At 48.8% G+C, this 13569-nt stretch carries 9 protein-coding genes; 5 read left to right on the forward strand and 4 right to left on the reverse strand.

Annotation, left to right across the window (positions count from 1 at the left end; translation table 11 throughout):
- Positions 1–128 precede the first annotated feature (128 nt).
- Positions 129–1280 carry an alanine--glyoxylate aminotransferase family protein gene (locus H6F88_RS12590; protein WP_190643088.1) on the reverse strand — a complete coding sequence of 384 codons (1152 nt, stop codon included), beginning with the start codon at positions 1278–1280 and terminating at the stop codon, positions 129–131.
- An 857-nt stretch (positions 1281–2137) separates the two neighbouring features.
- Here H6F88_RS12590 and H6F88_RS12595 point away from each other — a divergent pair.
- From H6F88_RS12595 to H6F88_RS12615, 5 genes are all read left to right on the forward strand, one after another.
- The gene (locus H6F88_RS12595; protein ID WP_190643089.1) at positions 2138–3418 is read left to right on the forward strand and encodes a hypothetical protein; all 1281 of its coding nucleotides are present in this window, start codon (positions 2138–2140) and stop codon (positions 3416–3418) included.
- 300 nt (positions 3419–3718) lie between these two features.
- On the forward strand, positions 3719–3898 hold the full coding sequence (gene rpsU / locus H6F88_RS12600) for a 30S ribosomal protein S21 (protein WP_190643090.1): 180 nt from the start codon (positions 3719–3721) through the stop codon (positions 3896–3898).
- A gap of 379 nt (positions 3899–4277) precedes the next feature.
- Positions 4278–5750 carry a DUF697 domain-containing protein gene (locus tag H6F88_RS12605; RefSeq protein ID WP_347277696.1) on the forward strand — a complete coding sequence of 491 codons (1473 nt, stop codon included), beginning with the start codon at positions 4278–4280 and terminating at the stop codon, positions 5748–5750.
- Positions 5751–5811: 61 nt separating this feature from the next.
- Positions 5812–6714, forward strand: a complete 903-nt coding sequence (locus H6F88_RS12610; RefSeq protein WP_190643091.1) for a hypothetical protein — start codon at positions 5812–5814, stop codon at positions 6712–6714.
- Between the two features lie 113 nt (positions 6715–6827).
- The gene (locus H6F88_RS12615; RefSeq protein ID WP_190643092.1) at positions 6828–7025 is read left to right on the forward strand and encodes a heavy metal transport/detoxification protein; all 198 of its coding nucleotides are present in this window, start codon (positions 6828–6830) and stop codon (positions 7023–7025) included.
- A gap of 131 nt (positions 7026–7156) precedes the next feature.
- On the opposite strand, the gene H6F88_RS12620 is transcribed toward H6F88_RS12615, so the two are convergent.
- The 3 genes from H6F88_RS12620 to H6F88_RS12630 all read right to left on the reverse strand — a co-directional run bounded on the left by H6F88_RS12620 (position 7157) and on the right by H6F88_RS12630 (position 13187).
- A complete protein-coding gene (locus tag H6F88_RS12620; RefSeq protein ID WP_190643093.1) occupies positions 7157–9523 on the reverse strand; it encodes a Calx-beta domain-containing protein in 2367 nt (788 codons plus the stop codon).
- Between the two features lie 629 nt (positions 9524–10152).
- Positions 10153–11763 carry a bifunctional pantoate--beta-alanine ligase/(d)CMP kinase gene (locus H6F88_RS12625; RefSeq protein WP_190643154.1) on the reverse strand — a complete coding sequence of 537 codons (1611 nt, stop codon included), beginning with the start codon at positions 11761–11763 and terminating at the stop codon, positions 10153–10155.
- A gap of 260 nt (positions 11764–12023) precedes the next feature.
- Complete coding sequence (locus H6F88_RS12630) at positions 12024–13187, reverse strand: septal ring lytic transglycosylase RlpA family protein (RefSeq protein ID WP_190643094.1); 1164 nt, start codon at positions 13185–13187, stop codon at positions 12024–12026.
- Positions 13188–13569 lie beyond the last annotated feature (382 nt).

The following is a 13569-nucleotide window of genomic DNA, read 5'->3' on the forward strand; positions in this document are numbered from 1 at the left end:
GGAGCGATTACAGCTTAATATCTCAACGTAAAAGAGCGGGTCAGTAGTTGACCCGCTCTTTGCATTAGTGGACTAATTAGGAGATTAGGACGCTTGAAGCTCATAGTCACCTAATGAGCGATAGTCACCTAATGAGCAAAGACTGCTGCTGCCGCTGCTATGCCTGCACCAGGCGTAAAGCTGTCGTACCCCAAAGATTGAAGCGCCGACTCTAAAGCACCAACGGCAGTGAGAATGTCGCGATCGCTGACAAAGCCAAGATGCCCAATACGGAAAATCTTGCCCTTGAGATGGTCTTGCCCACCTGCAACCGCAATATCAAACTGTTTCCTGAGTATGCCGCGAATCTGTTCAGAATCGATGTTGGCGGGAGCGATCGCCGTAATCGCTGGGCTCGCTGCCTGATCAGCGGCAAACAACGGTAGACTCAACGCCTTCATCGCAGCACGAGTAGCGTGCATATGACGCTGGTGACGAGCAAAAATATTCTCTAAACCCTCTGCTTGCATCATTTTCAGCGCAGTCTGAAGCGCAAAAAATAGGTTTACAGGCGGTGTAAAGGGAGTGCTATTTTTGGCAGCATCCTTGCGATATTTGCCCAAATCAAGGTAAAAACGCGGTAACTTGGCGTGAGCGTAAGCCTCCCAGGCTTTTGGACTAACGGCAACAAATCCCAAACCTGGTGGAATCATAAAACCTTTTTGGGAACCGGAAGCCACCACGTCCAAGCCCCATTCATCTATGGGCAAGTGTACAGCTCCAATACTGGTTACGGCATCAACAATGATCAGCGCTTCGCCGTGTCCTTTAACATAGCGATTGATCGTCTCTAAATCGTTCAACACACCTGTTGAAGTTTCGCTATGGGTGACAACGACAGCCTTGATTTGCTTGTCGGTATCAGCTTCTAACTTGACGCGAAACTCATCCGGGTTCAGCGGTTTGCCCCACTCAGATGTAATTGTCTCTACATTCAGTCCGTAAGCCTTGCCTACCTCTGCCCAACGCTCGCCAAACTTGCCGTTGCAGCCTACTAAGATGCGATCGCCCGGACTCAGGAAATTGATCATTCCCGCTTCCATCGCCCCCGTACCACTAGCCGCTAAGACCAAAACATCATTTTGGGTTTGGTGCAGCCACTTCAACCCTTGCGTCACCTCCGCCATCACCTTATTGAAATCACCGCTGCGATGCCCAATTGGATGCTTCGCCAGCGCCAGCAAAACCTGTTCCGGCACAGGAGTCGGTCCAGGAATCATCAACATCAACTTATCGTCCATCAATCTGCCCTACCTGTGTGAGTTGTCTGCCAGGAATATGTAGTGGTTGGCGTATGATCCAGAATGCCACAACTTTATGCTTGTCTTCGCCCGGAAATGTGATTCATAAACTGCTAAATCTACGCAATCTAGCAGGTTGATTTGGCGATTGACCTCCTACTGGGCTGAAAGTGCGTCAGCAGATTGAATTAATTTTCTTATAGTTTTAAACCGAATCCTCAACAGCCAGTCTGCCAATGACAGAATCAACAACGCAAGCACAGCAAGCAGAGTTAGAAAGCTTGCAAGCTCAAATCTCTCAAGACTAGCCACAGTGCAGCACCGGAAAGATCGTTATTTAAGTTGATGGAGGTTCGATAGCACCATTCAATCACCCGAAATGCGGCTGAAAGGTGTCGGATGATGTTGCTCGCGCCATGCCTTACACTGTCCTGAGAATTTGTCAAATTAATGGGAGGCAAGTTAAAGATTTAGTAAAGTGAAACGCTGCTCAAACCGCTCAACCTAATATATTTTCTTAAAGGGGGCTATTCACCAAGTTTCGGAATGCATATTTTTATACAGGCGATCAAGTAAATATGCGTAGAAACGTCAGTAAGAAGTCTACTTTTAGATTTCAGCCGAGTCTTGTTCTTTGGGAAGTTCATCAAAGTTTTAAAGTAAAAGTGATTGAAATCACAATTTTCCAGGACGCAGCTTAAGTAGTATTGGAGACATATATACAAGAAGCTGTTAAATCCATATCTCTGTTGGTCGGTTTTCTGGTTTAGGGTTTTCTACCTTGACAGAATGGTTCTATTAGATAGACATTGGGTTGGATTTACTGTTGGTGATTGGGCCGAGGAGCGCCAACTGTTGTGACTACATGGACAGGCTGCAGTAACAGACAAATCACGCGGCACGAGCAGGAAATCTACGATCATTTGCTCCACTGGATCGAACTGGAGCCTCCCGATCGACTGATCAAACGCTTTCGCTGTCTATTCATTGATGGCACAGGATATCCTGATGCTGACATTGCAGCCAGTCTTGATGCTGTGACAGCGTCAGGGTTGGCTTCTGAGGAATTTCGGTACGTCCTAAACCGCTGCTGCCACATTCTGATTAACCGCTGGCAGGCACGCTCGCAATTTCAAATGGCCATTCCTGAGTTGGTTGGGCTATTTGAAACAATTCCGGCTGAGCCCGTCACCGGCATCAAGCGATCGCGCTCTGTTCGCCGATTGCGAGAACTCGTCAAACTTTTTACTGAAACTGAACAATACCTGACACTGCGTCGCTTAGCTCAGGTAGTGCAGGAAGCCGAAAATAACGCCAATGCAGGAAATCGCCCTCTCGGTACACTAATTAGACGCTACCCCTATCTCTACGAACATTGCCTTTTGAGTGAAGATAGCACTCAAGAGCATCAGCATACTGTCAAACAGATCCAGTTCAGAGTACAGCGGCAGTTTGAGATTGATCTGTCGCAGTATGTGACTTACCAAATGCGGCGATCGCAAATCGCGTCTCGCTTATCTTCACCCACCGCCCAGCGAATCATTCAACCCGTCGCTAATCCGACGCTGCTCAATGATCAGGAGTTAGGTAGAGCAATCCGACACTACATTGGCAAGGTTGAAGGATCGAGTACTTATCGCGATTTGGCTTATAGCTTCTTGGCACATAGCGGTCAGGCAGTAACGTACAAAACGTTTAAGGACGATCTCTATCAATACATGACTTCCTCGGTCGATCCAGAATACGGAAGACGGAAGTTTAACAATCAGCTTTATCAGCATCTCAAGTCTACGCTGCCTGACAGCAACTCCAAACCTCTAGACGATTTTCTGGTGGTGCGGACTTGCAGCCAACTGCTCAACTTCCTTGTGGTTGAAAGTCCTCAGCGTCCTCAGCATTTTGTCTTTGTGGATTTGCTCACTAATTTGGGGCCAGTTCTTACGACTGGGCTGCTGCTTAAGATTGTGCTGCTATGCCGTAAAGTCAAGCCATCCTTAGAGCGGCGCTTTTCGATCTTATTTAGCCACTACGAAGCCTATACTCGTGATGCAGTAGCTTGGCTGGTGAAGGCGCTTGAGAATTTGAATGTGGCCTTAAGTACCCACTTTGGTGCAGTTGACTTATCTTTTGTTTGCTAAGACTGGGTTTGCTAAGACTGGCTCTACATGAGGCTACATATTTTGAAGCACACGTGTACGCGGTATGTTCCAAACATGCTGCCTTAACGAGAATTGGTATAAGGCTTGTGACAAGCTACATGAAATTTTGAGATACCATTGGAGCTAATATTTACCTGATACTGGCTGTAGCTTTAGAATGTGTAGGTGGTATAGCTTCTGTTTCTAATAGCTGAGCTTATCCAAGGTAGGGAAGGGTCGAGCGATCGCCCTGGTTGAGTAAAATGATTAGTGAAGATTAGCTTTAAGGAGAAGCAAGTAATGACCCAAGTGCTCTTAGGTGAGAACGAAGGTATCGAGTCAGCTCTGAGACGGTTTAAGCGGCAGGTTTCCAAAGCAGGAATCTTGGCAGACGTAAAGAGCCATCGTCATTTTGAAACCCCATTAGAGAAGCGTAAGCGCAAGGCAGTTATGGCCCGTCGCAAGCGGCGTTTCCGCTAGATATTGGTTCAGGCTCTTTGTCAGGCATTGGTGCTTCAGGAGATGTCTCTTAGTGAGCGATTGCAGCATCGCTGTCTTCTGATTCTTAGAAATGTCTGAATCTGGCTTATCGTTTCAGGTTTATTGTGAGAGTTGCATTGATTTGAGTGCGGCTCTCACATCTGACTAAAAGCACTTTCATCACTTCAGTGGTCAAACTTATTCCTAAATCAGCCGTTGTCTATTCCAAGAGTTTTGGAGAAATAGCTAGGATTGAACCAGCGCTCTGCTGAAGATGGTATGAGGAGTGTTAGGGCTTTTTGCTTCTGGAGGTTCGGTTTTGCCTGGTTCTTCGTTCAATCCTGACTTTAATTCAACCCCAGATCCCACTTTGTCAGCGGTGAATGCAGCAGAATCATCTGAGCAAAAGGCGAGACTGGATACTGAGCTAGAAGAAACAATTCACAGTTTTGAAGACATCCAGGCAGAGTTGCACTATAGGCAGGCTCAAGAGGCTTTGCGTGAACTGGTGACTACTCTGGATCTTACAGCGAGAGAACGGGCCGGTCTGGAAACAGAGATCTACAGCCTGGAATCTATGTTAGATAAGCTCGATCGCCAGGTTGTTCACATTGCTGTGTTTGGCATGGTAGGACGGGGAAAGTCTTCGCTGCTTAATGCGCTCCTAGGTCAACCTGTATTTACGACTGGACCTACTCATGGCGTAACGCAGCAGATGCAGAGCGCCAGTTGGAACTTACGCCAGGAAGCAGTTGAGGGAAGCGATCGCCCCCTACTTAGAGTTTCACTACCGGGTTTGGGCAATTCCCAAGTTGAGCTAATTGACACCCCCGGCATTGATGAGGTGCATGGCGAAAGCCGCGAGGCACTGGCACGACAGGTGGCAAAACAGGCAGATCTCATTCTGTTTGTGATTGCTGGAGACATGACCCAGGTTGAGTACACGGCTCTCTCAGAGTTACGTCAAGCCAGCAAGCCAATTCTCCTGGTATTAAACAAAATCGACCAGTATCCTCAGGCTGACCGATTGGCGATTTACCACAAAATTCGAGATGAGCGGGTGCGTGAACTGCTTTCGCCCGACGAAATTGTGATGACAGCAGCCTCTCCCTTGATTGCCAGGGCAGTTCGTCGTCCTGACGGTAAAGTAGTAGCAAATCTCAGTCAGGGTATGCCCCAGGTTGATGAATTGAAGCTGAAAATTTTGGAGATTTTGCACCGCGAAGGTAAAGCACTCGTGGCGTTGAACACGATGCTCTACGCCGATGATGTGAATGAGCAACTGGTGCAGCGCAAGATGGAAATTCGAGATCGCAGTGCCAATCAAATTATCTGGAATGGGGTGATGACAAAGGCAGTGGCGATCGCCCTCAACCCAGTTACAGCGCTCGACTTACTCAGCGGCACCGTAATCGATGTAGCAATGATTTTGACCCTATCAAAACTATATGGCATCGTCATGACTCAGCAGGGCGCAGTCAGCTTGCTACAAAAAATTGCTGTCAGCATGGGTGGCATCACCGCCAGTGAACTTGTCGCCACCTTTGGACTCAGTTCGCTTAAGGGACTATTAGGGCTTTCTGCGCCTGCAACTGGAGGAGCTTCCCTGCTACCATACCTCTCGGTTGCGTTGACCCAAGCTGGAGTTGCCGGAGTTTCCTCCTACGGCATTGGGCAAGTTACCAAAGCTTATTTAGCGAATGGAGCCTCTTGGGGACCGGACGGACCTAAAGCAGTCGTCACCAAAATTCTGGCTTCCCTGGATGAGGCTTCTATCTTAAGCCGCATCAAAGGTGAATTGCGGGCTAAACTCGACCTACAGCAGCGCAATACTCAAACGCTTCAACCTTAAACGGACCAAGTCCAGTCCTGAAAACAAGCCCTTGAGACAAACCTGGCTTATCAGAGGACACATGCCTAAGACGGTCCAAAGCACTTTATTTCTGCTTGTTCTGACGCTGGTCGTGATTTTTGCTAGACCAGGATTTGGATTAAATTCTGTCCCGGCTTCACCTTCCTCTGAAGCAGTTTCTCCAGCAGAAAATCTCGACCCCAGGTTTTGGCTAGCCGATACGCTTGACCTACAGGCAGAACTCAATGCTCACCAAGTTGCTTTGAGTGAATGGATTGAATCGATCAACCGGTCAAATCTTGAATTTCTTTGTCTAGGCGAAATCCATAACCAGGCATTCCGCCAGTTTTTGGCACAGGATATCTTTTCGCAACTTGATGTAGATGTGCTGATGCTGGAGGCAGACCCACCCCAGGTTGAACAATTCCTAAGTCAAGTAGAAGCAGGAATTCCCTCTATTAGCCTGTTTGGTGCCGATATTGCTGCTGTGATCCGTGCAGTGCAAGCCAGAAATCCTGATGTACAGGTTCTAGGTGTAGACGAAACAGCGCAGCAAACCGCCTGGAAAAATCTGGAAGAAGTTCACGCCGAGCGTCAGCGACTCAGCCGCGATGGGTTTATTGCCCAAAATATTCGTCAACAGTTTCGCCCTGGTTCGCGGCATGTGGCATTGTTTGGTGGAAGTCACTGTTCGCTTTACGACGTGGGTTTGGGCAATTCACGTCCTTTCTTCTTGCACCTGGCAGGTGTTTTGACGGCACGAGAGCAAATGAAGAGTGCGCTAATTATTTCTGCGAAACAAACAAATCTGTTTGCCCTAACAATGCGAAAGGCCGGGTTAGATAACCAACTACTGGCATTTCCTGATACGAAAGCGATCGCCCCTACTGCATACAACTTTCGCTGGGATCTAAAATCTTTTTGGGACAACTATGATGTGATGATTCACTTTCCCACGCCTTAGGGGTTCCTACGGCTTAGGGAAGGGGCGATCGCACTGCAAAAATCTGTCTCTAGCTACTACCTAGACGAGGGCAAACGGTAAAAAATAGCCATAGTAAAATTACGAGAGATATTATGGCGCTGAAATTACACGTTCCATCTATTGATAGTCCTGATTCTGCGGAACAGCTTAAGGAGACAATTTTGACCACAGAACCTGATGCTGATGTTGAAGTGAGCGTGGACACCAAGACCGTTACCATTAACTCTCAAGCATCTGAGGAAACATTTAAACAGTTAATTGTTGCCGCTGGACATACCATTTCTTCGTAAGGATTTGGACAAGTGAACGAGACCCAGTGCGAAAGGGCAAGGAGCTTAAGCTCCTTGCCCTTTTTTAGCAACCTGATGGCTTTTAGCAATCTGATGGCAATTTCACTTCACTGAGCGACTAAAGCAAATTCCTAACGCCAACCGTTAGCCGAAGTGTTAACTACAGTCTTCAGGTCGCGAGTGATTTCAACCGTATAGTCAAACGGTGAACCAACTGAACCTGTCTGAGTCATGGCTTTTCCGTCGGGACGACGAGGAGCAAAGTAGGATTGTGCTTTGACAACCAGATTGCCCTTCGAGTTAGTAGAGATGCCAGTAACGGCGAGTGAGTTACTCTTGCCGCTGCTCAACACAGCCGAAAGATAAGCTGCATCCACCATGTCGCCTGTCTTGGGATCGATCCGCGCTAGCACGGCAACTTTAGATCCACCACCCTGCCCATAGCTTCTCAGCCACTGTTGAGTAGCTTCAGAAGAAGCACGGCGGAAATCTTGGCTAGATGAACCTTGCGTGCCGTCTACGCTAAAAACGCCGTAGAGCGAACTGCCGTCCCAGAAGAGTCCATAACCGCGACCGTCAGCGCCCGTTGTCTCGTAGTTGGTTTTGACCCAGTTGTTGCCGGGGTTTTGACTGTCAAAGCTAGCGATGATCGGGTTTTGGTTGATGCTGGTGACTTGCTGAGAGCCAATATAGATAGTTTGGCTACCGATAGTGACTTTGGCTGCACCGCTAGAGGCGATCGCCGCCTGACCATCCGAACCGCTAAACTTGACCGTCTTGTTGTTTACCGAAGATTGTCCGCCGCCGATAGGCCCGCCACCTGAGCCGCCATTGTCCGCAGGCTTGTCATCATTTGCGATTGTTAGCGTCGCCTCCTTCGCATCACCTAGCTTCGCCCCAATCACATTGGTAAGAGACAGCTTGACGGTTTCATTGCCCTCAACGCCATCATCATCCCTCATGCTAATGGTGAAGCTCTTACTAGTCTGACCATCGGCAAAGACTAAAGTGCCAGAAGTGCCGCTATAGTCTTCTCCCGCTTTAGCAGTGCCACCGCTTACAGTTGCGTAGTTGATGCGAACTTCGCCATCGTCACCACCTGTACGGTTGACGGTGATGGTTGCTGTTCCGGCATCCTCGTTCACACTGAAGTTAGTTGAGCTAAAGGCTAAAGTTCCCTTGCTCAACGAAGGGGCAGGAGTGGGCGCAGGTGTCGGAACTGGAGTAGGCGTGGGAGCGGGCGCTGGAGTGGGCCCTGGAACTGGAGCAGGTGTGGGCGCTGGAGTAGGCGTGGGAGATGAGCTATTTTCAGTCTGAATGAACTCGATGTAGTCTACGCGAGCATGTTCGCCTTTATTTTCCTTACCCAGAATCTCAATCAGGTCGCCCTGCTTCACAGAAACCCTCTCAGCAACCGTGCGGCGCACTAAGTTTCTGCTGCTAATTGCGTCGCTGCCCAAGTTTTTATCCAGATTCCAGGTATTGAGCGTTTTCCCAGCAACGCGAGTTTGCAGTTGGCTCACTCCATCGGTTTCGTCAACATAACCGACAACAACCTTGTAGGTACCTGAAGGACCACTAAAGCTGCGAGTCGCCTTACCTGACTCGCTGCTGCTTCCTCCCTTTAGAGTAATGAGGGAGTCTTTTGAAACAGCCCAGTTTGACTCTTTGCGGTAAGTGCTTAAGTTCATACTTTCCGCTTCGATGCGAATCGTGTCACCGCTGCTACGAGGCTGAATTGTGGTTGGACTGGGAGTTGGGCTAGAAATAGGGGCAGGAGTGGGCTTGGGCATGAAAGCAGCTAGACCCGTGAAATCATCTCGATTAATGACACTACTGCTGACTTCCTTCAGCACTGCGACAAATTTGCCGGAGCGCTTCTCTTGAATAACGGTGTCTTCAGCAAAACTACCGCTTCCTTGAGCAATGTTGAGTTGCTCAAACGTAACACCACCTGTCACTTTAATCTTGTCGCGACCGTTTTCAAAGTCGGTGACAACGTCAGCATCTTCTAACCTTGAGGCACTATCAGCCGAGCTAAAAACAAATTTATCTCGGTCACCGCCGCCTGTCAGAATGTCTTTGTCTTTGCCGCCATCCAGCTGCTCTCGACCGCTGCCGCCTTCCAAGATATCTCGACCATCACTGCCCACCAAGGCATCATTGCCACTGTCACCGATAAGCTGATCGTTTCCAGCATCTCCATAGAGGCGATCGTGTCCTTCGCCACCTTTTATTAGGTCATTGCCACCCCGACCTGATAGGGTATCGTTGCCTTTGTCTCCAAAAATGGAGTTGCTACTGTCGTTGCCAGTGAGGGTGTCGTTACCCGAACCACCTTTGATCCAATTGTCAATGTTGTCATAATTGGCGCGAGTAATGGCGTTGCCTGCACCATTGACGCTGAGGATGGAAGCAATCTCGTTTTTAGGGGTCAGCGTATTGGGGATCTGAGCTAAATTAGGGGTTTGAGCTGTATCAGATTCCGTAGAAAACAAGGTTATACCTCCAAGTTTGTTGGATGTTAAATGCCAAAAGATTTACGAAAGGCATGACCCTGAACACTTTGAAAAAGCAGGCAGGTGAGTCAGTCTTGACAAAACTTGTCGGTTATATCAGGGCTATGAGCGCACAACAAACTTTCTCCAAACTCATGAGGCAAGATCACCTCTGGGTTTGGCAGCGATGCTAATAGCTAGCGCTTTAGAAGAATCGGTAAATGCTTGGCTTGTTGGGTCTAGACTCAGCCGTGATCTCAGACCTGATCTAACGCTGCTGGCTTCAACACCCCAGGCGTAATTTTCGCCTCATGAGTTGAGTCTTACTTTGGAGGGAGAATGTTCCCGAAGATATTTTTGAGATTCCATCTTTTGGACAATGCCATCAAAAAAAGCTCCTTCTCCAAAGCCGCTATCAAATAGCCACAGCACTATGCAGCAAAATTTACTCTAGGTTAAATGCACTCTATTTTGCCTAACAATGCTCTTTCAACTGTGAGATTGGTCTTGCTAGATTCTTCTCTGCCGAAAGAGTTCTTCAGTAGTTGCAGCTATTTTGTTGTAATTTATAAAACCTTTCATTCACATCAGAGATATCCCTGATTTAGTACTCAGTGAATCTTCGGAAGCTACCCCAATTTCTGGTGATAAAGGCTGACGATCTTAGCAACAACCTCATCAATGGTGAGTTCGTCAGTTTGAATTTCGATCGCATCTTCTGCCTTCCGTAAAGGGGCAATGCTACGAGTGCTGTCTTTGTGATCTCGCTCGTAGATAGCGCGTTCTAATTCTTCTAGGCTGACTCCTGGTTGTCCCTGATTCTTTAGGTCAAGCTGTCGCCGTCGTGCCCGCTCCTGCACTGAAGCAGTTAAGAAGATTTTTAGCTCGGCATCAGGAAACACATGAGTGCCGATGTCGCGACCATCCATCACAATTCCACCTTTGCGCCCATACTGCTGCTGCTGCTTTACCAGCGATCGGCGCACAGCGGGTTGAGCTGCAACGGTCGAGACGTGGGCGGTCACTTCTGCACTGCGAATTTCCTGAGTCACATCCTGCCCGTTCACCCAAACTCTAGGTGTAGATGGCAAATTTTTGACTTGGTTTTCTAACTCAATCTGACACTGGCTAACTAACTCGGCGATTGCGGGCTGATCACCTAAGGCAATACCCGATTGCAGCACGAGCCAGGTTACTGCTCGATACATCGCTCCCGTATCTAGATAAAGTAGCCCCAAATTTTGAGCCACTTGGCGGACTACAGTAGATTTACCGACCCCGGCTGGACCATCAATCGCCAAAATGGGTTCACGATTTCGCAGCACAAGATTATCGATCAGTCGGGTTGAGCCAAGATAAGCAGCGATCGCCAGCAGTCCTGACTCCTCTACCCGTTCTAATGGCGCTAGGGTGACTGGGTCAACTAGCTCCGCATATTGAGGTTTGACGGCGGGCTCAGTCGCTAGCTCTGCTTCAACCGCTGCTAGCAAAGCAGCGGACTCTAGATTGCCTGACCGAAACAGTTGTTCAGCCTTCTGCAAACTGCGGTAAAGAACGGTTGCCTGCGATCGCTCTGCATCTGTCAAATACTGATTGCGTGAACTCAACGCCAGTCCATTTGCTTCTCGCACAATCGGACAACCCACAATCTCTACGGGAATATTCAAATCTACTACCATCTGCTGCAAAATTGCTAACTGTTGAGCATCTTTTTGCCCAAAGTAAGTTCGATCAGGTTGTACCAGGTTGAGTAGCTTGGCGACTACCGTTGCTACCCCCTCAAAATGTCCAGGGCGAAAGCGTCCACACAGACGGGCGATCGCTGTCGCAGGAGGCAGCACCTGAGTCAGAGCTTCACCTACAGGGGGAACTGTACCATATAGCTCGGCAGCAGTCGGGGCAAAAATTACATCAACGCCTGCCTGTTCACACTGCTGCTGGTCTTGCAATAGTGTCCGAGGATATTTCTGAAAATCTTCATTGGGACCAAACTGCAGCGGGTTAACAAAAATACTGACAATAACCAGATAGTTATCTTGCCGGGCCCGATGAATCAGGCTTAGGTGCCCTGGGTGCAGCGCTCCCATTGTTGGCACTAGTCCCACTGTTACGCCCCCCCCTGTTACGGACCCCAATGCTATAGGCTTCATAGCAGCCAGCTTTTGCTCAGCTAGCCCCTGCTCAGACCGTTTGAAGTTCAAATAACAGCGTAATCCAGCAACCGTTGTAAACAGGCGCACTACCATCTCCCGGGTTTGACTCTACTCCCGCCTAGTAGTTTACAAAATTCCACAAACCACCTGCTTATACCTTAGCTCCATCAGGTAAAAACAAATTTTTGAGGGTGAGGAAATGTTGCAATAGGCGCTTCCTCACCCTCAAAGCCTGATACCCAATCCTCACAAAGAGATGGAGACGCATTGTGCCTCCATCTCTTCACCCCAAATTATGAAAACAGCATTTTGACGCTCTATTGGTTTTCGTTAGTTGTCAGTTTTCGCTAGTTTTGGCTGGCAGCAGTTTGGGCAACGCCCAATACATCAACGCTAACCGGAGCCACTCCTGCCTGAATTAATCCGACTGCTCGGGCAGCCGCCGCAGACAGATCGATAACACGTCCGCCGCTGTAGGGCCCTCGGTCGTTAATTCGCACAACAACCGATTGACCGTTATTTAAGTTCGTTACCCGAACCTGGGTACCGAAGGGCAGATTGCGATGGGCAGCAGTGAGTGCATTTTGGTTGAAGACTTCACCGCTAGCACTACGATTGCCATGAAAACCAGGGCCATACCAGGATGCCATTCCTCGCATACTGAACTGGATAGGTCCAACGGAAACTTCTTGAGGAGCCGGGCGGGGCCGACCTGCGACCTCACGGAGTGGAGGCGCATCGCCCATTTGTCGGCGCAAGCGGTTAGTAACTTGCAGGGCGTCTTCCGCTAAATCGTTCGTGGAACCAGGGAGAAGCGTTTCAGGATTGATTTCGACCAATTCTTCATCATTGACCTTGATGAGGTAGCGCTCTTGGTCAGCATCCCAGCTAACTGTGATGTCTTCAGCGTTGACGCTGTCCCGATGCATTTGGTTGAGTCGAGCAGCAACTGAGGTAGCCCGCCAAACTGGATCAGAGGTGTAGTCATCAGAATCGGCATTTGCTGATGCCTCAGTCGCCTGGTTAGCCGAAGATTCAGCTGAGTCGCTGCTTTGGGTAGCTGCAACCTTGACCTCTGAACCAGTAGAACTGCTGGATTGAGCAGATTGCTCAGCTGCATCGGAACCTAAGAAGGTGAGAACAGGAATACCTCGAACATAAAGCGTAGCCGCTTGCCGTCCATCCATCTCATGGGGATGAATGCTGGCGACTGTTTCCTCGACCGTGTCAACCTCTGCTTGAGATTGATGCTCTCCGACTTTGACTGCTTCAAGGGAAGAATCTGACGATGCTGCTTCAACCGGATTGACTGGTTCGGATGGCTCAGATGGAGCTAAACCGGAGGCAGTTTGTTGAGGTTGAGGCTCGTTGACGGAAACATCTGCTTCCAAGCTTTCGTCTGTTGTCGTAAGTTGGTCTGCCGGGGGCTGGTCAGCGTAGCTAGAAGACGCTGTACCGAGACTCGCAATAATCAAGGCAGCGGTTAGACCGCTCCAAAGTTGTTGATTCATACGTCCATTGTGAAGGTCACTGAAAGCTAGAGCCAGGACTTGATTGGGGCCACGTAGATGCGGTCCTGCGAACGCCTAACTCGTACTCGTTACGTGTTCACGTTATGGTTGTGGAACTGCAACAGAGTAACACGAACTTTTTGGGTTGGGGATCAGGGTTGAGCAAAAACCCCTTACAACTTTACACAAACTTCATATCAGTATTTCGAGGACAACTTGCTTGAATCGAAGTTTTCCCAAGAGCTTGGGGAGTCAGGATAGTTTTCGGAAACTTTACATAAAGTTTACAATTACTTTACAGTTTTTCTGGTTTTCCGACACTCAGTTGTTTTAATCACTGAAGTTAAGGGATAAGACAGTCTGTTCCTGGTTTTCCCGTTTT

Source organism: Oculatella sp. FACHB-28 (assembly GCF_014696015.1).
In the GTDB taxonomy this organism is placed as follows: Bacteria; Cyanobacteriota; Cyanobacteriia; order Elainellales; family Elainellaceae; genus JAAUTN01.